At 54.9% G+C, this 23,267-nt stretch carries 24 protein-coding genes; 9 read left to right on the top strand and 15 right to left on the bottom strand.

What is annotated here, in order from left to right:
• Positions 1-9 precede the first annotated feature (9 nt).
• The 3 genes from phoU (at position 10) to ACUN8H_RS14430 (ending at position 2,137) form a co-directional block, all read left to right on the top strand.
• Positions 10-735 (top strand): phosphate signaling complex protein PhoU, encoded by a 726-nt coding sequence (phoU, locus tag ACUN8H_RS14440; RefSeq protein ID WP_445532766.1) that lies wholly within the window; start codon positions 10-12, stop codon positions 733-735.
• A 79-nt stretch (positions 736-814) separates the two neighbouring features.
• The gene (gene cysZ / locus ACUN8H_RS14435; RefSeq protein ID WP_445532765.1) at positions 815-1,558 is read left to right on the top strand and encodes a sulfate transporter CysZ; all 744 of its coding nucleotides are present in this window, start codon (positions 815-817) and stop codon (positions 1,556-1,558) included.
• Between the two features lie 87 nt (positions 1,559-1,645).
• The gene (locus ACUN8H_RS14430) at positions 1,646-2,137 is read left to right on the top strand and encodes a copper chaperone PCu(A)C (RefSeq protein ID WP_445532764.1); all 492 of its coding nucleotides are present in this window, start codon (positions 1,646-1,648) and stop codon (positions 2,135-2,137) included.
• 91 nt (positions 2,138-2,228) lie between these two features.
• On the opposite strand, the gene ACUN8H_RS14425 is transcribed toward ACUN8H_RS14430, so the two are convergent.
• The 7 genes from ACUN8H_RS14425 to ACUN8H_RS14395 form a co-directional block, all read right to left on the bottom strand.
• Positions 2,229-2,555, bottom strand: coding sequence for a hypothetical protein (locus tag ACUN8H_RS14425; protein WP_445532763.1), 327 nt, complete (start codon positions 2,553-2,555; stop codon positions 2,229-2,231).
• Positions 2,556-3,126: 571 nt separating this feature from the next.
• Entirely contained in the window at positions 3,127-3,429 is a 303-nt protein-coding gene (locus ACUN8H_RS14420) for a hypothetical protein (RefSeq protein WP_445532762.1), read from the bottom strand.
• A 690-nt stretch (positions 3,430-4,119) separates the two neighbouring features.
• Positions 4,120-4,434: a hypothetical protein gene (locus tag ACUN8H_RS14415; protein WP_445532761.1), complete on the bottom strand. Its 315-nt coding sequence runs from the start codon at positions 4,432-4,434 to the stop codon at positions 4,120-4,122.
• Between the two features lie 309 nt (positions 4,435-4,743).
• On the bottom strand, positions 4,744-6,027 hold the full coding sequence (phoR, locus tag ACUN8H_RS14410; RefSeq protein ID WP_445532760.1) for a phosphate regulon sensor histidine kinase PhoR: 1,284 nt from the start codon (positions 6,025-6,027) through the stop codon (positions 4,744-4,746).
• 2 nt (positions 6,028-6,029) lie between these two features.
• Entirely contained in the window at positions 6,030-6,719 is a 690-nt protein-coding gene (gene phoB, locus ACUN8H_RS14405; protein ID WP_008957133.1) for a phosphate regulon transcriptional regulator PhoB, read from the bottom strand.
• A gap of 124 nt (positions 6,720-6,843) precedes the next feature.
• Positions 6,844-7,734 (bottom strand): 4-hydroxybenzoate octaprenyltransferase, encoded by an 891-nt coding sequence (gene ubiA, locus ACUN8H_RS14400; RefSeq protein WP_445532759.1) that lies wholly within the window; start codon positions 7,732-7,734, stop codon positions 6,844-6,846.
• 35 nt (positions 7,735-7,769) lie between these two features.
• Positions 7,770-8,345, bottom strand: coding sequence for a chorismate--pyruvate lyase family protein (locus tag ACUN8H_RS14395; protein ID WP_445532758.1), 576 nt, complete (start codon positions 8,343-8,345; stop codon positions 7,770-7,772).
• Positions 8,346-8,473: 128 nt separating this feature from the next.
• Here ACUN8H_RS14395 and ACUN8H_RS14390 point away from each other — a divergent pair, with 128 nt between their 5' ends.
• From ACUN8H_RS14390 to ACUN8H_RS14375, 4 genes are all read left to right on the top strand, one after another.
• On the top strand, positions 8,474-9,658 hold the full coding sequence (locus ACUN8H_RS14390) for an NAD(P)/FAD-dependent oxidoreductase (protein WP_445532757.1): 1,185 nt from the start codon (positions 8,474-8,476) through the stop codon (positions 9,656-9,658).
• Positions 9,659-9,766: 108 nt separating this feature from the next.
• Entirely contained in the window at positions 9,767-10,039 is a 273-nt protein-coding gene (locus ACUN8H_RS14385; protein ID WP_290701245.1) for an HU family DNA-binding protein, read from the top strand.
• On the top strand, positions 10,039-10,395 hold the full coding sequence (locus ACUN8H_RS14380; RefSeq protein WP_445532756.1) for a hypothetical protein: 357 nt from the start codon (positions 10,039-10,041) through the stop codon (positions 10,393-10,395). Before ACUN8H_RS14385 ends, ACUN8H_RS14380 begins: the two co-directional genes overlap by 1 nt.
• A 65-nt stretch (positions 10,396-10,460) precedes the next feature.
• Complete coding sequence (locus ACUN8H_RS14375) at positions 10,461-11,405, top strand: LysR family transcriptional regulator (RefSeq protein WP_445532755.1); 945 nt, start codon at positions 10,461-10,463, stop codon at positions 11,403-11,405.
• Here the strand turns inward: ACUN8H_RS14375 and ACUN8H_RS14370 are convergent.
• The 5 genes from ACUN8H_RS14370 to ACUN8H_RS14350 all read right to left on the bottom strand — a co-directional run bounded on the left by ACUN8H_RS14370 (position 11,384) and on the right by ACUN8H_RS14350 (position 16,427).
• Positions 11,384-12,949 carry an aldehyde dehydrogenase family protein gene (locus ACUN8H_RS14370; protein WP_445532754.1) on the bottom strand — a complete coding sequence of 522 codons (1,566 nt, stop codon included), beginning with the start codon at positions 12,947-12,949 and terminating at the stop codon, positions 11,384-11,386. The genes ACUN8H_RS14375 and ACUN8H_RS14370 overlap by 22 nt on opposite strands.
• Positions 12,946-13,851, bottom strand: coding sequence for an NAD(P)-dependent oxidoreductase (locus ACUN8H_RS14365; protein ID WP_445532753.1), 906 nt, complete (start codon positions 13,849-13,851; stop codon positions 12,946-12,948). The genes ACUN8H_RS14370 and ACUN8H_RS14365 overlap by 4 nt, the downstream gene beginning before the upstream one ends.
• A 108-nt stretch (positions 13,852-13,959) precedes the next feature.
• Positions 13,960-15,117 carry a M20 aminoacylase family protein gene (locus ACUN8H_RS14360; RefSeq protein WP_445532752.1) on the bottom strand — a complete coding sequence of 386 codons (1,158 nt, stop codon included), beginning with the start codon at positions 15,115-15,117 and terminating at the stop codon, positions 13,960-13,962.
• Positions 15,118-15,127: 10 nt separating this feature from the next.
• Positions 15,128-15,622, bottom strand: coding sequence for a hypothetical protein (locus tag ACUN8H_RS14355; RefSeq protein WP_445532751.1), 495 nt, complete (start codon positions 15,620-15,622; stop codon positions 15,128-15,130).
• Positions 15,609-16,427, bottom strand: coding sequence for a DUF3100 domain-containing protein (locus ACUN8H_RS14350; RefSeq protein WP_445532750.1), 819 nt, complete (start codon positions 16,425-16,427; stop codon positions 15,609-15,611). Before ACUN8H_RS14350 ends, ACUN8H_RS14355 begins: the two co-directional genes overlap by 14 nt.
• 171 nt (positions 16,428-16,598) lie before the next feature.
• On the opposite strand from ACUN8H_RS14350, the gene yccS reads away from it, so the two are divergent.
• Positions 16,599-18,809, top strand: a complete 2,211-nt coding sequence (yccS, locus tag ACUN8H_RS14345) for a YccS family putative transporter (protein ID WP_445532749.1) — start codon at positions 16,599-16,601, stop codon at positions 18,807-18,809.
• Here the strand turns inward: yccS and recG are convergent.
• Positions 18,800-20,878 carry an ATP-dependent DNA helicase RecG gene (recG, locus tag ACUN8H_RS14340; RefSeq protein WP_445532748.1) on the bottom strand — a complete coding sequence of 693 codons (2,079 nt, stop codon included), beginning with the start codon at positions 20,876-20,878 and terminating at the stop codon, positions 18,800-18,802. The two genes, yccS and recG, sit on opposite strands and share 10 nt — an antisense overlap.
• A complete protein-coding gene (locus ACUN8H_RS14335; RefSeq protein WP_445532747.1) occupies positions 20,875-21,804 on the bottom strand; it encodes a hydrogen peroxide-inducible genes activator in 930 nt (309 codons plus the stop codon). Before ACUN8H_RS14335 ends, recG begins: the two co-directional genes overlap by 4 nt.
• Before the next feature lie 175 nt (positions 21,805-21,979).
• Between ACUN8H_RS14335 and ACUN8H_RS14330 the strand changes: the two genes are divergently transcribed.
• The gene (locus ACUN8H_RS14330) at positions 21,980-22,861 is read left to right on the top strand and encodes an SDR family oxidoreductase (protein ID WP_445532746.1); all 882 of its coding nucleotides are present in this window, start codon (positions 21,980-21,982) and stop codon (positions 22,859-22,861) included.
• A 10-nt stretch (positions 22,862-22,871) separates the two neighbouring features.
• Here ACUN8H_RS14330 and ACUN8H_RS14325 read toward each other — a convergent pair whose 3' ends face one another.
• The gene (locus ACUN8H_RS14325; protein ID WP_290701214.1) at positions 22,872-23,261 is read right to left on the bottom strand and encodes a RidA family protein; all 390 of its coding nucleotides are present in this window, start codon (positions 23,259-23,261) and stop codon (positions 22,872-22,874) included.
• Positions 23,262-23,267 lie beyond the last annotated feature (6 nt).

Below are 23,267 nucleotides of genomic sequence, written 5' to 3'. Positions count from 1 at the left end.
GAGTGCTCCATGGATATTACGAGCGATACCCACAGCCAGCATATCTCTCGCCAGTTCAACCAGGAGCTGGAAGAGCTGAAAACCCACCTGATGGCCATGGGCGGGCTGGTAGAAAAGCAGGTACAGGATGCCGTCTTTGCCTTGCTGGAAGGCGACACTCGCTTGGCTGAGCAAGTGCGTGACAATGACCGCCAGGTCAACGATCTGCAGCTGCAAATTGACGACGAGTGCACACGCGTCCTGGCGCGGCGTCAGCCTGCGGCGTCCGACCTACGCCTGGTGCTTGCCGTTATCCGTGCCACGTCTGATCTTGAGCGCATTGGCGATGAGGCCAGTAAAATCGCCCGTAACGCCCTGCTGCTGAGTGAAAGCACCAGCACCATTCGCGGCTTGGTGGAAGTGCGGCACATCAGCGAGCATGTGCGTAAAATGCTTCGCGATGCACTCACCGCCTTTGCCCGCTTTGACACCGACTTGGCCATGCAGGTAGTGCGTGAAGATGAATTGGTGGACGACGAGTACAGCAGCGCAATGCGCTCACTTATGACGTTTATGATGGAAGATTCACGCTCCATTACCTCTGTACTCAGTATCATGTGGGTTCTGCGCGCACTCGAGCGCGTCGGTGACCATGCTGATAACCTTGCCGAGTACGTGGTTTATCTTGTCAAAGGGTTGGATATTCGCCATAGCGACCCCGGCAACCTTGACCCGCAGGTACTAAAAAAGTCTTGACCTGAAAGGGGTTTCCTCCTGCAATACGTCCAGGCCGCTGAGCGGACTGGACGTTTGAATCACAAGGAGTCTCCCCATCATGCTGGATGCTGTCACTGCGCTTAGCCGAGGCACACGCTGTGTATATCAATCGGGTATGCGTCGCTATGTGTTTCTGCCCATTCTGGTCAACCTGCTTGTTTATGTCAGCATGTTCAGCTTTGTGCTTAATCGCTTCGATGGGTGGTTGGCCCACTGGATGAACATGGTGCCGACTTGGCTCGACTGGCTCTCCTGGCTTATTTGGCCTCTGTTCGTGATTAGCCTGCTAGTGGTGGTGTTTTTCACCTTCACGCTGGTCACCAGCTTAATCGCCGCCCCTTTTTACGGTTTTTTGGCCGCCAAGGTCGAAACGCAAGTCACGGGCAACGAACCCATCGATGACCGTAACCTTACGAAAACAGCCATTGATGCTATTGGTCGCGAGTTCGTCAAGCTCGCCTATATCCTCCCCCGGGCAGCCGCCCTGTTTGTGCTTAGCTGGATCCCTGGGCTGAATTTAGCTGCCCCATTGCTGTGGGCGCTCTTTTCCGCCTGGATCATGGCGATCACTTATTTAGACTACCCAATGGATAACAACAAGGTGACGTTTGCCGATATGCGCCAGCGGCTTTCGAAACGCTGGTGGCAAAGCCTCAGCTTTGGAGGATTAGTCACCCTCATTACCTGGATCCCACTGGCTAATCTCTTTCTGATTCCCGGTGCAGTCGCCGGGGCCGTACTGCTCTGGGATGACCATTACAGAGACGCGCACAGCAATGGACGTGGCATCACGCCGCAGTAGAGGCATATATTACCTGTGCTCGACTACTTTGCTACTTTTACGTTTAGATCATGTTGTCACATTCAATCAACAATAAAGGAACAACGTATGCTCAAACCCATCGCATGGCTGGGAGCGTGCTTAGTCAGCACGCTTTATATGGTGGCATCGGTAGCAACCGCGCACGACGTTCAAACAGAGGCTATGCGTATCACGCATCCTTTCGCCATACCAACCCCTCCGGGGGCTAGCAACGGCGCTGCTTATGTGGATATCACCGCCTTGTCAGCCCCTGCCACTCTGGTTGGTGCAAGCAGCCCGGCAAGTAACACCGTCGAACTACATGAAATGCGAATGGACGGCGATATGATGCAGATGCGCCATGTGAACGAGATTCGTATTAACGCTGGGGAGACGACCATCATGCGTCCCGGTGGCGGCTTCCACCTAATGTTGGTCGGATTAACCGAGCCATTAGTAGAAGGCGACCGGTTTCCCCTCACGCTCTCCTTTGCTGAACAAGAAGAGGTGACTATTGAAGTCTGGGTACAAAGCGCTCAGGAGGGTAGTAATGCCGCAGATCAGCATCACCACCACTAATAACGATAGTCACGCTCCCTGACCTAAAAAACCCCGCTTAAGCGGGGTTTTTCAAAAATTCTTACGCTAGCAGTAACCGTTAATAGATTACTTACCAATCAGTGCTATCGCCTTCATCACGCGTCAACTCTTCTGGATCGATGGTAGCGCCACGTTCTTTGCTCTCAACTTCATCAGAACCGCTGCTAGTGGGTGAGAAATCCAAGCTATCACCTTCATCACGCGTCAAATCATTAGCCGAAATGTTGGCTTCATTATTAGACGTTTTGTGTGACTCAGGTTTATCGATCACATCCTGACCAGCAGAGCGATCTTGGTTTAACTCAATTGATGAGTTCGCCATTGCCAGCGGGCTTGCGATCAAACTAAAAGCAGTAGCAACAATAGCGGCTTTTTTACCCATTTCTTTCAATAACATAACGTTCTCCTCAGCATTTCTATATACCGCTTATTCATCAATAAAACGGCCAGTAGGTTTATAAATGCACGCAGCATGCCAAAAAATTTCATAAACGCAACATGCCAATAAAAACAGTTGCCTATGAAATAGATTTGCGCGCAAAACAAATTAGCGCTGCTTTATTTTGTCAAAAATACTTGTGCAATAATTACACATGTGTCGTTTATTCCTATAACGCTGATGTTTAACGTCATGAATAGTAGGGAGTAGAGAATGAGCGGGATATAGGTAGGCACACTCCTCCCAAACAGGAGGCAACGCGAACTTGAGAAAAGCTAAAAACCGCTGATACACAAAAAACTAGACCCTGCATTAGCAGGGCCCAAGGATACAAGAGAGAGGCAATGACTAACGTTAGCTTCCTTTCCTTTTGTGGGACTCCAACCTTGGATTTTTAACCCTGACCAACGTATTGATTGCCGTTTGATTCGTTCCTTGAATCGATCTGCATCCTTATCGGTGTGATACACACTGCGTGTTTAACACACACCCCAATCGTAATGTATTTCTACGGAATTGCAAACTTTTGTTACCAAATGTTTCCATCACCTTCATCGTGCGTTAGATCTTTCGCCGTATATTCCACTTGGACCTCAGTACGGTTTGATTCTGACTTGATAATATCAGGACGATCACCTTCATCGTACATCAGGTCAGAGGGGCTAAAATCAGCTTGATCAGAGGAGCGCTGTGATTGGGCTTGAATCGGCTCTCTATCGACGGCTAAATCTTGATTGGCTTCAATAGAGATATGGGCAAATGCTAGTGGGCTGGATAACAAACCGAAGGCAAGGCCTAAAACAGCTGCTTTTTTAGCGACAACGTTAAACATAATAATTACTCCTAATGACTAGTTAATACCGCTGAAGTGAAGTAAGAAGGTTAAGTTGGCTTGCTTCTCACTGCGGCGACTTCACTGCCCTGTCAAAGCATATTAGGTGCCAACTTTCTTCTTATTAAGAAAAAACATTTAAAATCAACGATTTATTTTCTATTAATTGCGCACAAAATTAATGTGCAAAACAATATTTAGCGCAAAAATAATGTGCACAAATGACTCATGCGCAAAAAATGTATGTATCGTTATGACACACTTACGATTGCTTTACCTTCTGGGCATAGTGACGGGTGGTTCTTCTTGTAATTGCTAGGGCAAGCGTTTTACTTGGTTAAAATGCATTAACCAAAAAGCTGCTCCCAAGCATAGATGCGAAGGCCAAGTAGGTAGGTATGAGGAAAAGATAATCAGAAGCGGGCAGGCCTAAATTTGTAAAAAACACACAGCAAAAAATTAGGCCCCGCCATGGCGGGGCCCGATATCAGAATAGGCGATAGGTAATGACGAACGTCAGCTTCCACTCCTTGTGCGGGACTCCAACCTTGGAATTAACCCTGACTGACGTATTGATTTCCTAGTGATTCATCCTTGAATCTAAAAAGCATCCTAGCCTTTATAACATCCTGTAGATCACCTCTTCATCCGTTGAAGAGGCATTCTTTGATATCAAAAATTAATTAGCTTTTAACTACCACTGTTTTCTTTGACAAGCTCATCATCACTATACTCAGCATCATCTGAGTGATCGCTAGAATTAGGCTCCATGTCGCTAGCATTGTCGCCTTCGTCATGGGTTAGATCATTAGTCATGTCTTTGGTGTCGTTGCCACCAGTGCTATCAGAACCTTGGGGATCCATCGGCTGTTCATCAGCTGTGATTCCTTGGTTTTCATCAATAGCAGAATTTTCATCTGTTTGGGCAAACGCCAATGGGCTTGCCATCAGGCCAAAAGAAACACCTAAAATGCCAGCTTTCTTGAGAAAATCCTTGGACATCATATTCCACCTCCGATCGCTGTTTGATACCGCTTATTTAAGAAAGAAGGGCCTAGTTAAAAACCAGCATTTCCTGCGGTCGTCTTTCTTACTCTTAACGTTGCAGCGGATGTGCCAAAAAAATGACATTGAAAATAAAACACATAATAAACAACAATTTAAAAAACAAAAGGCGCTCAATAGCCAACTCGCTAGAGTCCTTTTTACACGCCATCAGGTGTGCAAAAATGGCACATGAGCAAACTTTTACCAATCTTACTGCCAATATGACACACTTCTACAGGTGTTGTGCGCTGACATCACTTGCCAAGATTAAACAAGCCGCGAAGCGGGAAATGTACAGCGAAATAGCGCGCCTTTGCCAGGGTGGGATTCGATCTGTAATTGTGCGTCGTGGCGCAGCAATACGTGCTTTACGATGGCTAAGCCTAACCCCGTGCCGCCGGTCGCGGTACTGCGACCTTTATCAACACGGTAAAAACGTTCGGTCAGCCGAGGAATATGAACAGGATCGATCCCATCGCCATTATCTTCCACATCGATTGAACCGCCACCAGCATTACTTTTCCAGCGCAACGTAATGTAGCTCCCTGCTGGGGTATAACGAACAGCATTAAAGGCCAAGTTAGAAATGGCGCTACGAATTTCCTCCTCGCTGCCCAATAAGCGTGCATCGCTTTCAAGTTTCACAGTAATGGTATGGCGCTGATGCGACAGCGCCAGGGCATCATTACAAATGCTGTGTAGCAACGGCCCCAGCGCTAGCGGATGGTGATCTTTGCCGCCCTGATCAATTTCCAAACGAGACAGCAGCAAGAGGTCGTTGACCAGGTTTTGCATTCGCTGCGTTTGCTCCTGCATTTGGTGAAGGCTTTTACCAAGGCGTGGGGGCAACTGGTCAGCGATGTCGCTATAGGTTTCCAAATAGCCGGAGAGGACGGTTAGCGGCGTTCTCAGTTCATGGGAGACGTTGGCAACAAAGTCACGGCGCATCTGCTCGAGGCGATGCAAGCGGGTAATGTCGCGTGCCATGACGAGACGTTCATCATCGCCATAGAGCGTAATTTGATATTGAAGTATACGCCGCTCATCAATAGGCGAAGTGAGCGTTAACGGTTCGCTATAGTTACGTGCATTGAAGTAGCGGATGAAACTGGGATCACGCAGCAGGTTGGTAATATGCTGCCCTCTATCATGGGCGGTTTGGAGCCCCAGCATGGCGGTTGCAGCACTATTCCACCACTCCAAGTCACCATGCCGGTCAAGCATCACCACACTGTCACGCATCGCTTCGGACGACTCTTGAATACGTGCTAAAGTAGCACGCAGTCGGCTTTGCGTAATGCGCTGACTTTTTTGATAGCGATACAAGCGATCAAAGAGCTCGCCCCACATACCGCGTGCAGCAGGTGGCTCGTCGTGAGGGTGTAGGGTTAACCACAGGTACAGCTCGCGCAGTTGTCGCAGGTGATAAAACAGGCATATTGCAAGGCCTACCGAAAGCCCCAGCCCTGCCGAACCCAATAGCCAACCTAGACAAGTCCCCAGCGTCGCTAGCCACGCTAGCCGCCACAGTTCACGGCTCCACAGGCGCACATTTACACCCGGGCAGAGAAACGGTAACCGGTGCCCCGAACCGTTTGAATCAGGTTTTGATGCACATCACCCAACGCTTTGCGTAAGCGACGAATATGCACATCAACCGTACGCTCTTCTACATACACATTGCCACCCCACACTTGGTCAAGCAGTTGGCTGCGTGTGTAGGCACGCTCTTGATGGGTCATGAAAAACTGCAACAAACGATACTCGGTGGGGCCCATTTCCAACGCTTTGCCGTGAGCACTAACTCGGTGGCTGACCGGGTCTAGCAAGAGACCGTTAATCTCAATCGGATCTTCAACGCCACGAGGAGTAGCGCGGCGGAGCACTGCTTTTAGCCGTGCCACCAATTCACGAGGAGAAAAAGGTTTGGTGATATAATCATCGGCGCCTGCTTCAAGCCCTTGAATTTTATTATCTTCCTCGCCTTTAGCGGTCAGCATAATAATGGGGATCTCAGCCGTGGCTTCTTCGCGTTTCAAACGCCTAGCCAGCTCAATACCGCTGGTGCCGGGCATCATCCAATCGAGCAGCAGTAAATCCGGTTGATGGTCAACGACCATGGCATGAGCATCCTGGGCGTTATCTGCTTCGAGCACGCGGTAGTCAGCCATTTCCAGCGCTACCGCGATCATCTCGCGAATCGACGATTCATCATCGACAATCAGAACGGTCTTGGCGGTCATACCAGAGCCTCACGGTGTTCAAAAAGCCAGTTCAAAGAAAGCCAGTCTAAAGATCAATTCTTCAATGACATGTCAGTGACGATAACACCATGACTTGATGACAGTTACATGACAATCGCCGTTATTAGCCCACCGCAGGCCACCAACTTAGCGCAATACCGGCAAAAACAAGCAGACCCGACCAGTGGTTGTTGAGGAACGCCTGGAAGCAGGCATCCCGCTCACGGTGGCGAATCAAATGCTGCTGGTGCAAAAAAGTCGCTGCCATGGCAACAAGCCCCAGCCAGAAGAACCCACCTAAACCGGCTCGCCAACCAACCCATGCCAACAGCATCAGCGTCGCCGCCTGCAGCAAGCCAATCATTAAGCGATCTGCACTACCAAACAGCACGGCGGTTGATTTAATACCAATTTTCACATCATCGTCACGATCCACCATGGCGTACTGCGTGTCGTACGCGACCGTCCACAGCACATTGGCAAAGAAAAGCAGCCATGCTTCTAGCGGCACGTGGTTCAGCACGGCGCCAAACGCCATTGGAATGGCCCATGAAAACGCCGCGCCGAGTACCACTTGAGGAAAATGGGTATAGCGCTTCATAAACGGGTAAATAACCGCCAGTAATACGCCACCCAGCGACAGCAGCACCGTAAACCAATTGGTCAGCAGTACCAGAATAAAGGCAGTGGCCACCAGCGCAATAAATAGCAGTTGGGCCTCGGTTTCACTGATACGCCCCGTCGCCAGCGGACGATGCTTGGTGCGTTTTACATGGCCATCAAAATGACGATCCGCATAATCATTCACCACACAGCCAGCAGCCCGCATAACGTAAACACCCGCTATAAAAATCAGCAGGGTATTTCGGCCTGGCACGCCTTCCGCCGCAAACCAAAGCGCCCAAAGCGTCGGCCACATCAACAGCCACGTACCAATAGGTCGATTCAAACGCATTAGCTGTAGAAAATCTGCCACGCGAACCAACCCTTTTGGTCGCAACAGTGAACGATCCATGCTTACCTCACGAAAAATAAGATGCAGGCGCTAGCCTAGCGCGAAGGCAGATCAAGGTCATCTGCCATCGCCTGCAAAAAATACTCTTGCACCAATAACGTTAACCCGCCTTGCTGAGTGCCCAGTTGAAAAACGGAGCGCCTGCCCCAGGTGCTGTTAGGCACGACACCGTTGGCACGAGCAAAGGCGGGGGGATGCGTGGTAGCCTCTAGCGGCCCACGAATTAAACCTGGCTGACGAAATAACCAGCTCCCTAGCGAACGCTCTCCCAAATGCTCCATTCGTTGGCCCTTTAATTGTGTAAGAGGGGCCACAGAGCGCGCCACCACCCAGGGTATTTCATCAATACATAGCGCTACTTCCCGCAGCCAGGCATAACGCTTGAGCCCAATGCCCAGCGCCTGGGCCTCATCCTGTCGCGGCCAGCCAACGCCCTGATAAAGTAAGCGTACGCGAAACGGCCTATCCCCCCCGGCAGCGATTAAACGGGCGGTTAAAGAATCTGTCGAAGCAACCCATCTCCACCAGGGCATCCCCATGGCAGACCGCACTGCTTCAATGGGACGCCAATAGGGAAACAGCGTGGGTTGCGGGAAAGCAGGCGATGTCACCGAGTTCTCCAGAACAATAATCGGGGCGGCTAGTGTAACATGGGGTCCTGATAGGCTTTTGTTTCAGCGACCCCCTTGGTAACCGCATGCCCGCATCACCCTCCCAGGTACCTTCAACGACGCAGAAAATGTCAACCTCTCACGCCGAGCTGATAATTATTGGCACCGGAATGGCAGGCATAGGGCTAGCGCGCGCCCTGCGCCGACAAGGCGATCAACGCTCAATGACACTGGTTAGTGCTGACAGTGGTGATGACTATAGCAAGCCTCTGCTTTCCACCGGCTTCGCTAAAAAGCTAACGCCCCACCAGCTAGCACAGCGAAGCGCTGCCGAACTTGGCGACGAGTTGAACGCGCGCATCGTTATCCACACCCCTGTGGTGGCAATGGATGTGGATAACCAAATGCTGTTGCTCGACACTGAACAAGCACCCCACGCTGAAAAGCTTCGCTACGACAACCTGGTATTAGCCACCGGTGCGGCGCCCAGAATGCCGTTCAGTATTGATTCCAGTGTCGCCCCACGCTGCTTCACTATTAATGACCTTGATGACTACCGGCGCTTCCATACTGCGTTAGGCCAAGGCCCCGCGCGGGTGGCGATCATTGGCGCCGGGCTGGTCGGCTGCGAATTTGCTAATGATCTGCACGCCGGCGGTCATCACGTCAGCATCATCGCGCCGGAAACGACACTGCTTCCCCGCCTGCTTCCCGCGCCACTGGGGAACGCCCTGGGCGATGCCTTTAACGAAGCAGGCATCGGACTACACCTTGGCCGCGCCATTGATTCAATAGCACGCAGCCACGGGGAAAGTATCGTCTTACGTTTGGATAACGGCGAGACGATCAGTGCTGATTTCGTGCTCATGGCCACCGGCCTAGCGCCGCGTACGGCGCTTGCCAAAGCCGCTGGCTTAAGCGTTTCACCTAGTGGCATAAAGGTTGACCGCCAACTACGCACCTCCCACCAGAACATCTTCGCATTGGGCGATGTGGCATGCGTCGATGGCGTGAATGCCATGTACGTACAGCCGCTGCAAGCAAGTGCCAAAGCCCTGGCGGCGACACTTTCGGGCACCCCCACAACGGTCAGCTTCGGCACTTGGCCAGTGGTGGTTAAAACACCGCTACTACCGGTGGTTGCCTACCCGCCAAAAGAGACGCCAGCACGATGGCGAATTGAAGGTGAAGGCGGCGATATCAGTGCCTTGGCCGAAAATAAAGACGGACGTTTGATTGGTTTTGCGTTGACAGGCGGCTGCGTGAGAAGGAAAGTGGAGCTTTCCAGAGCAGCACCTACGCTGCTAGGCTGATTTTCGTAGCGTTCAAGGCTAGGCTAGAGAAGCTAACCTATGCTTAGCAACGCATCTAACAACCTGTATTTGTTTTACGTATGACACATTAATAATGGGAGATTCCTTATGCGCAAACCTGAACTCGCTGCTGCTATCGCTGAAAGCGCCGACCTGTCTAAAGATAAAGCAGGCCAAGTACTGAACGTTATTTTGGATGAGATCACCAATAGCGTTGCCAAGGGCGAAGATGTCGCTTTGATTGGTTTTGGCACCTTCACCGTGCGTGAGCGCGCAGCGCGTACTGGTAAAAATCCGCAAACTGGTGCGCCATTGCAAATTCCCGCCAGCAAAAATGTTGCCTTCAAGCCAGGCAAAGCCCTTAAGGAAGCCGTTTCCTAATGAAGCTCAAGCTGACGCTGTGGCTGCTGGGCGTCATGCTCAAACGCGCCCTGCGCCGCAAGCCGCGCTTTCGTGAACAATTAGAACGCATGCGCGGTCTGGACTGGGGGATTGCGACGGAAGATCTAAGCATTGCCCGCCACTACCGGATGACGCCAAAAGGCATCAGCACTGGTAAAGGGCTGCCCGTCGATTTAGATCTTGAACTGCGTTTCCGAGACCAAGCCACCGCCTTACAAGTGCTCAAAAAGCCAACTCAGCAAGCCTTCCTTGATGGCATGATGAGCGGTAACGTGCGTTTAGTAGGCGACTCCGCCGATATGAATAAGCTGCAGAAACTGCTCAAGTATTTGTAGCCTTTCACGATTGGCCAAGGGTAGCGGGGGTAAGCTAGCCCACGTCAGAGGTATAACAGCTACCGATGGACATACCTCATCAACGCTTGGTTTACTTCCGCGTTACGCTGGAATCTGGTTCAGTGCGCCGCGCTGCGGCGCGCTTGGATATCGCTCCTTCGGCCGTTAGCCGACAGATTTCATTGCTAGAAGAAGCCCTGGGGGCGACCCTCATGGAGCGTCAGCGTGACGGCATTTCACCTACCCCGGTGGGTGAAATGTTGCTTGAATACTGCGAACGTCGCGGCGCGCTTGATGAAGGTTTTATTGCCTCTCTCGAAGCTTACCAACGCCTGGAAACGGGCAAGATATCACTGACGGTCGGTGAAGGCTTTGTCAGCGACCTAGTAGCCTCCCCACTACATGAATTTACCCGGCTTTATGCGGGCATCCAACTCGACATCCACATCGCAGGTACCTCGGGCATCATTGACGCCATTGTCGGCGATCACAGCCATATTGGTTTAATGTTTCATGAGCGTACCCATCCACAGCTGCGCTTCTGGGCCTCCAGCCCTCAGCCACTGATGGCTATTCTGCCGCCCAACCACCCGTTAACCAACCAAACGTCACCGCTCACGCTAACCCAGCTTAGCGGCCAGCCCATGGCCATGTGGGACACCAGCCACGGCGTTCGGCAAATGGTCGACCAGGCGTTTCAGCAATCACGCATCGTCCCGCGCCTGGCGATGAACACCAACTCGATGGTAATTTTGGCGCAATATGTGCGCAGCGGCATGGGCATTACCCTACTGCCCGCCTTTGCCGTCGCGCACGATTTGGAAGCTGGCACGCTCGTAGCGCGCCCGGTAGATAATCCCCTTTTTCAGCGCTCCCAGGCCCACATGGTCACGCGCGTGGGCCGCCAACAGCCCAAGGCCAGCATTCTATTGTTACGCCATTTACAACGCTGGATGCAGGCTTTTCGCGACCCGGTCTCCGCAAGCGATCAACCCACGCCGCTGCCGTAGCCAAAGGCGACGCTGGCTTCCGGTGCCGTTTCCACCCAGACGCTTTGCGGCACCGTGTATTCACGCAGGCCATCCAACCCGCTAGAGCGGCCAAAACCACTGTCGCCAAAGCCCCCAAACGGCGACATTACGCTGATGGCTTTATAGCTATTGATCCACACCGTGCCTGCACGCAATTGCCCAGCCACACGATGCGCACGCGCTACATCCTGGCTCCAAACGGCGCCGGCCAAACCAAAGCGGGTTTCGTTGGCAAGCTGAATAGCCTCGGCTTCATCATTAAAGGCCATAGCAATCAGCACGGGTCCAAACACTTCCTGCTGGGCAATTTCCATGTCTGGCGTGACATCGATAAGCACGGTAGGGGCGATAAAATACCCCTGGGCTTCGTCAGGTAAGCCTTCAGGGCGTTTGCCGCCCGTTAACACTCTCGCGCCTGCCGCTTCGGCGGCCTCAATCATGCGGGTGACCTGCTCCAATTGGCGGCGATTCTGTAGTGGCCCCATGCGCGTCGCTTCATCGCTAGGTAACCCCACCACAATCTGCTCCGCTGCCCGCGCCAAGCGAGTAGTGACTTGCTCAAACACCGAGCGCTCAATCAACAGCCGTGAGCCCGCCACACAGCTCTGGCCAGCGGCAGCAAAAATAGCCGCCTGAGCACCCGCGACGGCTTCATCCAGCTTGGCATCGGCAAACACGATATTGGCCGACTTACCCCCCAGTTCTAACACGCTGGGTACCAGCCTGCGGGCACCCGCCTCGGCAATCATCCGGCCACTCTGGGGAGAACCGACGAATACCAGCTTGCTGATGGCGGGATGATCGGTCAGCGCGGCGCCGGTCGTTTTTCCCAACCCGTTGACGATATTGATCAGCCCTTTAGGCAGCCCCTGACCGACGTTTCCAGAGCATTCAAGCAGCTTGGCAATCACCACCGATGAGAACGGCGTCAGCTCGGAAGGCTTCAGCACGACACCGTTACCCGCCGCAATAGCCGGGGCCAACTGCCAGGCGCAGGTGAACATCGGCGCGTTCCAGGGGGTAATCTGCCCCACCACGCCATAAGGCACATGACGTACATAGTTAAGGTGCGAAGTAGGCACCGGAATCACTTCGCCATGCTGTTTGTCACACCAGCCCGCGTAGTACTCGAACATCTCGCGCACTTTGCCTACTTCGGCCCGGCAGTCGCGAATCGGCTTACCGGCCACGACGCTTTCCAACTGCGCCAGCGCCTCTTCATGGCCTTCTAGTCCACTCAGCGCCGCGTTCATGCGCCGCCCACGCTCGCTGGCGGTGAGCGCCATCCATTCACGCTGCCCCCGCGTAGCCGCTTGAGTAGCACGCTCAATTAGCGCAGCGCCTGCATCACAGTAGCGCACCAGCGTTTCTCCAGAGGCGGGGTTTATAAGCGTGATGTCGTCACCTTCGCCCGCGACTAACTCGCCATCAATCCAATTACTTAACGGTGTGGCAGCGGCTAAGCCGAAACCTTCGAGTAGTTGTTCGAGATGATCACAGGCATGTTGGCTAAGTGAGCTCATTGGTTGACCTCCGTTTGGCTGCCACGCGCTAAAATCGGCGTAGTGATATGGTTAAAGTCATCGCTATCGGTGGGCTGCTCGGGGTTCGCGTGCCACGCATCGACAACGGCTTGCAGCAGCGGTAACGGCAGGCCCAGTTGCTCAGCGGCATCCCGCGCCAAGCGCAAGTCCTTACGCATCAAGCCGGTGGTAAAGCCAGAATCGAAGCGCTCGCTCAGCACCCATTCGGGGAAGTTGACTTCGCTAACCGCGCTGCGCCCTGAACCGCTATTCAGGCCCGCCAAACAGGCAGCAGGGGCTACACCCGCCTTGGCGGCCATCGCAACCGCTTCGGCAGTCGTCAGCAGGTGCGCTGCACACAGGTAGTTATTGGCAAGCTTCACCACATGGCCGCTGCCTGGGCCGCCCACATGGGTGCGCTTGGCTGACATCGCCTCCAGCATCGGCAGTACTCGCGCAATGGTGGTTTCATCGCCCCCCAACAGCATGCCCAGCTTCCCGCTGGCGGCACCTTTAGGCCCGCCGCTGACGGGGGCGTCCAACCATAGCAGGCCCGCGGCGGTGACTTTTTCGGCCAATTCACGCGTCACCGCGGGGTCGCTGGTCGAGGTATCGACGATCACACTGCCTTTGGGTGCCAGCGTGAGTAAGCCTGGGGATTGCTCGATCACCTCACGGACATGGGCAGAGGTGGGCAACGACAGCAGGTAAACGTCACTGGCAGGTAGGGCATCGGGCGCTACCACTGCTAGGCCCTTAGCCGCCAAACGCGACCGCGCTTGCTCAAATACATCGCTACCCGTGACTGCAAACCCGGCGGCTTTAAGCGTCAGCGCCATGTTGCCGCCCATCTGTCCCAGGCCAATCACCACAACCGATAACGACTCTGTTGAAAAAGACATCGTAAAACCCCTTGAACGTCCTGTTACGTGAAGTTCGGCGTAGACGCTCCCCTACCCAGAGGGCATTAGAGAGCGCATATCGCTAATCGTTGAGAAGAAGGTGATCCGTTAGTCGAGCAGCGCCCTAACTAACTCCACCCAGTAGCGCGTTCCTAGCGGCAACAGCGCGTCGTTGAAGTCGTAGCGCGGATTGTGCAGCGAGGCAGAATCTTCGCCGTTGCCCATCCAGATATAGGCGCCGGGTCGTTCGGCCAGTAGAAACGAAAAATCTTCAGAGGCCATGCTGGGTGGCGGGTTGCGCTTGACGTTGTCACTACCGAGCAAGCGCTCCAACACCGTGGCGCAGTGCTGGGCATGTTCCGGGGTATTGATAGTGGCCGGGTAGCAGCGCTGATAATCCAGCTCAACGCTTAAACCGTGGAACTCGGCCAGGCTGGCAATCGCCTGTTTAAAGCGCGCCTCCAGTTGCTCTTTAAACGTCATATCGAAGCAGCGCAGCGTGCCGCGCAGCTCGACCTGCTCGGGAATCACATTGAAGGTATCCCCGGCGTGGATGCTGGTAATACTCAGCACCGCCGATTTATCCGGCGGCGTTTCGCGGCTCACTAACCCTTGTAACTGGCTGATCAGTTGGCAGCTCGCCAGTACCGTATCAATGCCCAAGTGTGGCATCGCGGCGTGGCAGCCTTTGCCAATCAGTTTTAAGGTGAAAATATCGAAAGCGGCCATTACATCGGTATCATGCACCGCCGCTTCACCCACCGGCAGGCCAGGCCAATTATGCAGGCCGTACACAGCATCCATGGGGAAGCGCTCAAATAACCCCTCTTCGACCATGACGCGCCCGCCACCGGCACTCTCTTCGGCGGGCTGAAAGATAAATACTACCCGGCCTTTGAAATCCGGCTGCTGCTTCAATGCCCAAGCAGCGCCCAGTAGCATGGTGGTATGGCCATCGTGACCGCATGCATGCATTTTGCCCGGTGTTTGCGAGGCATAAGCCAGCTGTGTTTCTTCACGAATATCCAGAGCATCGATATCGGCCCGTAGGCCGATAGTTTTGCCTTCACCCTGCTGGCCATCCAAGGTGGCGACCACACCGGTACCAGCGATCCCGGTGGTGACCTCAAAGCCCCATTCGTTCAGCAGCGCTGCTATTCGTGCACTGGTGCGGTGCTCTTCAAAGGCCGTTTCCGGGTGCTGATGGAAATCGTGACGCCACGCTTTTAATGTGTCGCTATCGGGTAAGTGTACTGAGGCAGTCATCGTCCTATCCTTAAAGCATTACGTGAGCGACAACGGCAGAGCCGATAAAGGTACCGGTGAAGACCAGCAGGGCCACGATCACCAGCTTCCAGCCGGTCTGCTTGAACATGGCAAACTCACGGCCGGTCAGCGCCAGACCTGCATAGGCCAACACCGGCGTGACCACTGCTAGAAAATCCACCTCGGCAAGCCGTGCGATTATCCACCCATTGCCAGGAAAGAACGGCAGCGTTGCGATAATGCTGATCAGCGATACCCAGGCCACACTGGGCAGGTAAAAAGGGCATACCCGACCGATCACCAAACCGATGATGACCATTACATACAGAATCAGCATGCCGGGTAGAGCGTCTAATAAAGGCGAACCGTTGACGATATTGCTAAACCACCCCGCCACACACACCGCTGCCAGTACCAGCGCGGTTTTGCCCAACTGGTTTTCAGGACGCAGCTCTTTAAGCGCTTCAGCGTTGAACTGATTGGCCGAATTCTCATGAGTTTTCATGGCGAACCTCCTGGCGTGGGCCTTTTAAGCGCTTGTACATCCACTCGGTCACCGGTAGGGCGATAAACAGCGACACATACAAACCGGTAGCATAGGTGAGCAGATTACTGGCGCCTGCAAAGGCGAGCAGTTCGTCTTTGGAAGCCGGTACCGCTTCAGCCAACGCCGCCGAACACGCCGCTACCATGCTGCCGCTGCCCACACCGCAGGCCATGGCCAGGGCGCGGATATCGAGAATATCCAACGAAGCGATATAGCCCGCCATCAAGGCGAAATAGAGCGTACCGAACATGGTGCCCACCACGTACACACCCATAATGCCGATACCTTCCGCGCTTCTTAGTCCGTAACGGTCTGAAATAATGGCGATATTGGGTTCGCGGGCGATGGAGTAGGTAGCACCGATCGCTTCGCGGCCCATCTTGAGCACCAGTACGGCAAAGGGCAGCGCGATCAACATGGTGCCGAGATTACCCAGCTCCTGGAGTATTAGCGCAGGGCCTGCGGCGATGATCTGCTCAATGGCAGGCCCGATAGTAGAGCCGAACTTGGCAATAAACGGCAGGATGGCGATAAGGATGATAGGGCCAGCCGCATTGCTGACCGGCTTGGGAATCACCTTTCCCATGGCCGAAAAAAGGTGGGGATTGAAAATAACGCCAATGATAAAGGCGTAAAGCAGCGGTAGTAACAGCAGTGTTCCCGGTCCGAGTGGAATGCGCACAATGCCTATCCACTCGGCAAACATCGACGTCACAATCACCGTCAGGTGCAGACGCCAGTCCAGCAGCAGCTTGAGATCCATTGGAATGTTCCTGTTTTTTTAGTGTCACTCCGAGTATCGAAAGGTTGCCGTTCCAATCATAGGGCTTTAGTGCGCTATTTTTTAGTACACTCAACCGTTGATAGACGAGGTAGCGACATCTAACGCTCACGCATTTATACTAAAGTCTAACAAACGCCTATAAGAGCCTTTATGCCCATTTCTTTACCGCTGCGGCGCCTTTGGACGCTGGATAAATTCGCCTACAGCCTGCGCGTGTTTATAGCCTTCAGCGGTGCGCTGCTGTTTAGCGGCTTAATGGGCGATGTCGCGCTGGTGATCCCCCTCTTTCTGGGCATCATTGCCTGTGCGCTGTCTGAGACTGACGACAGTTGGCAAGGCCGTTTTCAAGCCCTGCTGGTCACCCTGGTGTGTTTTACCTCAGCGTCTTTTATTGTCCAATGGCTGTTTCCCTGGCCGTGGCTATTTGTCATTGGCCTGGGTGTTTCAACCTTTACCCTGATTATGCTCGGCGCCATTGGACAGCGTTACGCCACGATTGCCTCGGGCACGCTGATACTGTCGATCTACTCAATGATCAACATCGAGCAGCACGGCGGCGTGGATGAGGACGTCGCTGCACGCCAACTGCTGTTGTTGGCAGGAGCCGTCTGGTACGGATTAATCTCAGTGGTATGGTGCGCGCTGTTTTCACGCCAGCCGGTCAAGCAGAGCATGGCGCGGGTGTACAAAGCGCTGGGCGAGTTTTTGATCCTGAAATCGGCGCTATTCGAGCCAGTGCGGGGCGTGGACGTGGAGGCCCGTCGGGTAGCGCTGGCACGCCAGAACGGCAAAGTGGTCGATGCACTCAATCAAGCCAAAGAGATGATTTTTAGGCGCTTAGAGGGCCAGCGCGGCGATCGAAAGCTCAACCGTTACCTGCGCATTTACTTTATTGCCCAGGATATTCACGAACGCGCCAGCTCGACCCACTACCCTTACAGCGCGCTCAGTAAAGCGTTCTTTCACCATGATGTGCTGTTTCGCTGTCAAAGGTTGCTGGATCAGCAGGGGCGCTCCTGCCGCCAGCTAGCCAAATCGCTGCTACTCAACCGCCCGTTTGACCACCAGCAGAGCGAAGAGGCGCTGGCCGACCTGCACGCCTCGATTGAGAACCTGCGTGACCGCGGCAAACCCGAGTGGCGACCGCTGCTTTACCCGCTCAGCGCGCTGGCAGAGAACCTGGCCACCTTGGAAAACCAGCTCGCCAGTGCCCATAACCCCGGCGTCAGCGATGAGCGGCGCGATAGTTCACTGTATGACCGCTCGCCCTCCAGCATGCTGGAAGCATGGAAACGGGTTCGGCTTAATTTTACGCTCGGCTCGCCCACTTTTCGCCACGCGGTGCGGCTCTCTATTGCACTAATGGCAGGTTACGGGCTGCTCCAGTGGATCGACCCCGAGCAAGGCTTTTGGATTCTGCTCACCACGCTGTTTGTCTGCCGACCCAACTTCGCTACCACTCGGCGGTTCCTATCGCAGCGGGTGATGGGCACCGTCCTGGGCTTAGTAGTGGGCTGGGCATCCATTAGTCTCTTCCCGCACCCGCTGGTACAGAGCATGATCGCCGTGGCTGCTGGCGTATCATTCTTCGCTTACCGCGAAAAGCACTATGTGATCGCCACCGCTTCGATCACGCTGTTGGTGTTGTGCAGCTTCAACCAAGTGGGCGATGGCTATAACCTGATTTTGCCCCGCCTGTTCGATACCTTGATCGGTTCGCTGATTGCGGGCTTGGCCGTATTTTTTATTCTGCCCGACTGGCAGGGGCGCAGGCTTTACCGCGAGGCCGCCAATACGCTGACTAACCACCGCCGTTACCTGGAGGAGATTATCCACCAGTACGAGGAAGGCAAGCAGGATGACTTGGCCTATCGCCTAGCGCGGCGCAATGCCCATAACGCCGACGCGGCGCTCTCCACCCTGCTCACCAATATGCTCCATGAACCGGGCCACTACCGGAAGCTGGATGCGGATAACGGGCTGCGTTTTCTGGTGCTCTCCAACACCCTGCTTAGCCATCTCTCTGCACTAGGGGCTCATCGTCATCAGCTGGCAGACGATGAAGACGATGCCACGCTGGTGCCGGTCGCCAAACGCATTGGTGAGCTGCTGGGACAAATCGCCGAACAGCTCGATAAACGCCAATCGGTGGCAGCGCTTACCGAGCAAGCCTCGGCATTGCTCGCCCAGTTAGATGAGCAGAGTGTGGTGAACGCAACGGAGCAGGCTGTGACACTCTATCGTCCTATCCAGAGCCAACTACGCCTCATTGCTGGGCAGCTCGCCCCGCTAGGCGAAGCTGCCAATCGCTTAGTCGGCAGCGAAGCGCCCTCTTCCAGTAGTTCAAGCGTTCACACTTGACCATAGCGCCCGGCGGCTTCACCCAGCCAACGACGCACCAGCACGGCAGTGATATCAGGATTGCTCTGCAGCGTGTGAGCCAACGCGGTCACTCGCTCTAGCAGATCGGCATCGCGCTCGAGATCGGCGATTTTCATCTGTGCCAAACCGGTTTGGCGAGTGCCGAGTACTTCGCCGGGGCCGCGGATTTCCAGGTCTTTCTCGGCAATACGAAAGCCATCGGTGGTTTCGCGCATGACGGCCAAGCGCTGGCGCGAGCTTTTCGACAGTGGCGGATGATAGAGCAGCACGCAGAAGCTTTCGGTGCTGCCCCGCCCCACCCGGCCCCGCAACTGATGAAGCTGCGAAAGCCCCAAGCGCTCGGGGTTTTCAATAATCATCAGGCTGGCATTGGGCACATCCACGCCTACCTCGATCACCGTGGTAGCCACCAGCAGATCTAGCTCGCCCGCTTTGAAGGCGGTCATCACCTCGGCTTTCTCGCTCGACTTCATGCGCCCGTGCACCAGCCCTACCGCCAACTCAGGCAGCGCTACGGTTAGCTCATCACGAGTAACCTCGGCCGCTTGGCACTGCAACACCTCTGATTCGTCAATCAGCGTACAGACCCAATAGGCCTGGCGGCCTTCGCTACAGGCCAGTCGAATACGCTCAACCACTTCGGGGCGACGCTCATCGGGCACCACCACGGTTTTCACCGGCGTACGGCCGGGAGGTAGCTCGTCGATCACCGAGACATCCAGGTCCGCATAAGCGCTCATGGCCAGGGTGCGCGGGATTGGCGTGGCAGTCATAATCAGCTGGTGCGGAGTGAGCCCACCCGCTTCGCCTTTCTCACGCAATGCCAAGCGCTGATGCACGCCAAAGCGGTGCTGCTCGTCAATGATCGCAAGCCCTAAACACTGGAAGTGGACGTCATCTTGAAATAGCGCGTGGGTGCCCACCACCATCCGCGCCCGCCCATCGGCAATCGCCGCTTTGGCGTCCAGCCGCGCTTTGCCTTTGAGCTTGCCCGCCAGCCACGCCACTTCGATCCCCAGGGGCTCAAACCAGGCTTTAAACGAGCGGTAGTGCTGCTCAGCGAGGATTTCCGTCGGTGCCATGATCGCCGCCTGGCAATTGCCTGCCAGGGCGCTCAGCGCGGCCATGGCGGCAACCACAGTTTTACCCGAACCCACATCGCCCTGGACCAGCCGAAGCATAGGCGCCGGGCAGCTCAAATCGTGGCTGATCTCTTCCAGCACGCGGCGCTGGGCGCCGGTTAGCGCAAACGGCAGTTGAGCCAAAAAGCGTGCCTGCAGGCTGCGCCCAGACGGTAGCGTTGGTGCGCCATCGGCCTGAATGCGCAGGCGCACCTCGCGCAGGCTGAGCTGATGGGCCAGCAACTCTTCCAGCGCTAGCCGCCTTGTGGCCGGGTGCTGGCCGCTGGTCAGTTGTTCGATATTCACGTCGGGTGGCGGCTGATGTAACAGGTGAAGACTGGCGTGGAGGCCGGGTAACTGAAAGCGTTGAAGCAGCGTAGCGGGAATAACATCAGGCAGCGCCTCAGGGGCGTTATCCAGCACCCCGAGCGCCTGCTGCGCCAGGGCGCGCAGTCGGGGTTGGTTCAAGCCTTCGGTGGTGGGGTAAATGGGCGTGAAATATTCTTCGACTGGGGTTTCACTGCCGCCAATAAGGCGGTATTCGGGATGATAAATCTCTAACCCGGTGGCACCGGCGCGCGCTTCGCCAAAGGCACGCACCGTGGCGCCGGGGCGCATCTGTTGCTGCTGAGCGGGCGAAAAGTGAAAAAAGCGCAGGCTGAGAATACCGCTGGCATCGCGCAGACGCACTAACAGGCTGCGGCGGCGCCCCTTTACCACATCGCAGGCGGTCACTTCGCCCTCAATGACGGCTTCTTGACCCGATCTCAGCAAGCCTATTGGCGTCAGTCGCGTGCGGTCCTGATAGCGCAGCGGCAGGTGAAACAGCAGATCACTGACGCGCTCTATCCCTAACCGGCCAAGCTTCAGCGACAGAGCTTCACCCACGCCTTTCAGCGCCGTGATGGGCGCGGCGAGATCGCTCATGGGGCGCTGTTCACGGCCTGAGCAGGCTGCTGGCAGTGGCTGATCGCTTGAATCAGCGCCTCAATGGCTTTAGGACGTGGAAAGCTTGCCCGCCAAGCAATGGCCACGGTGCGTGATGGCGCTGGCGCCACAAAAGGACGGCTGACCAGCATGGCGTTTTCATACTGATTAGTGCCTAGCGCCGATTGCGGCAGCACCGTAATGCCCAACCGGGAAGCGACCATATGGCGAATAGTTTCCAGCGAGCCGCCTTCGGCAATCAAGGTGTTGTTGGGGCTGTTGAGCTTTTGGGTAATCGCCGGGCAGGCTTCCAGAATCTGATCACGAAAGCAGTGTCCTTCACCCAGCAGCAGCAGGCGCTCTTCGAGTAAATCCTCTTTATTGATCGCTTCGCGTGAAACCCAGGCATGATTGGCAGGCATCAGGACTTCAAAGGCTTCGTCGTAGATTGGTTTAGTGACCACATCGGTTTCGGTAAACGGCAGGGCCACAATAATCACGTCTAGCTCACCGCTTCTGAGCTTGGCGCGCAGGGTACCGGTCATGCCCTCTTCAATGTACAGCGGCATCTGCGGCGCCAGGCTTGCCAGCGCAGGAACCAAATGGGGAAATAGATAAGGGCCAATAGTATATATCGCGCCAATGCGCAGGGGGTTGGCCAACTGGTCTTTACCGCTACTGGCCAGCTCGAAAATCAGGGTGCTCTGCTCCAGCACACGCTGCGCCTGGGCAACGATCTTTTCGCCCAGCGGGGTGACTTGCACGGTAGATTTAGAGCGCTCGAATAGGGGCGTTTCGAGTTCTTCCTCGAGCTTTTTCACTGCCACCGAGAGCGTGGGCTGTGAAACGTGGCAGCGTTCTGCCGCGCGGCCAAAGTGACGCTCCTGGGCGAGGGTTACGATGTAGCGAAGTTCTGTTAAAGTCATAGCGGTGCCAGTGGCATCCTCTCGTAGCAGCTCGTGACTAGGGTTTGTCGCGGGATGGAAAAGGACACGCAAGCTCTGCCAACCGTCCTCTTATCCGACAAGGTCACATTTCAATGTCACCGTTGGTAGAGACTTTGCATCTAATAGGGAATATTAATCAAGAGGAGTGAGCACGGTGAAACTAACCGTACTGATTATCGGCTGTGGCGATATAGGGATCAACCTTGGGCGCGAGTTGCTAGCAGAAGGGCACGAGGTAATTGGCATGCGCCGCAACGTCGAGGCGCTAAAAGTCACCGGCATCAAACCCCTGAAGCTGGATTTAAACGACCTCGAAGACGCCGATGCCGACCGCCTTCCCCACGCCGACTACGTCGTCTATACCGTCAGCGCTGACCGTTTCGAAGAGAGCGCCTATCAAACCGCCTACCCAGAAGGGTTAAAGCGCGTGTTGAGCGTGATGGAGCAGCACAAAACGCCTCCACGCCGGGTATTTTTTGTCTCTTCAACCAGCGTACACGGCCAGCAGGAAGGCGAAGTGGTTAACGAAGAGAGCCCCACCGACTCGACTAGCTTCTCTGGCACGCTAATGTGCGAAGCAGAACAGGCACTCCTCAACCATTCACTGCCCGGCACGGTCGTGCGCTTTTCTGGTATTTACGGTCCAGGGCGTGATCGCCTTATTCATCAGGTGGCTGAAGGCCGTGTGGCGGCAATCACCCCTGTGGTTTACTCCAACCGCATTCACCGTGACGACTGCACCGGCATTATCGCCCACTTGATTCGCTATCAGGAGAGCGGCGAAACGCTGGCCGATATCTATCTGGGTAGCGACTGTGAGCCGGTGACCATGCATAACGTCATGATGTGGCTAGCCAAGCAGTTAAAAGTAGAAGCCAGCGAAACCATGCAGTCACCGCTACGTCGCCGGGCCAGCAAGCGTTGCGATAACCAGCGCATCGTAAGCACTGGTTATCAGTTCCGCTTTCCTAGCTACCGTGAAGGGTATGCCCAGGTACTGAAAGAGGGTGGCTTCTTAGCCGTCAATAACGTCTAACCCGGCCCGCTTAATCGCCAATCACCATCACCGCTTCGGCTTCCACCTGGCTGCCTTTGGGCAGCGCTTTCACACCGACGGCGGCACGGGCAGGGAAAGGAGCGGTGAAGAACTCTTCCATGACCTGGTTAACGATCGCAAAGTTATCCAAGTCGACTAGGTAAAGGTTCAGTTTGACGATATCACTGAGTGAGCCCGCCGCTTCCTCACATACCGCCTGCAGGTTGGTGAAGACCTGGCGTGCCTGCGCTTCAAAGTCATCAGACACAATCGTCATGGTCGCAGGGTCCAGCGGAATCTGGCCAGAAAGATACACCGTATTACCCGCTTTGATAGCCTGGGAATAGGGGCCAATAGCCGCGGGGGCTTTGCTGGTGTTGATAACAGCCTTATTGCTCATGCGATG

The sequence above is a fragment of the Vreelandella sp. V005 genome (assembly GCF_052645115.1).
Note: the sequence above shows the minus strand (reverse complement) of the source record. Positions and strands in the feature narration are given on the sequence as shown.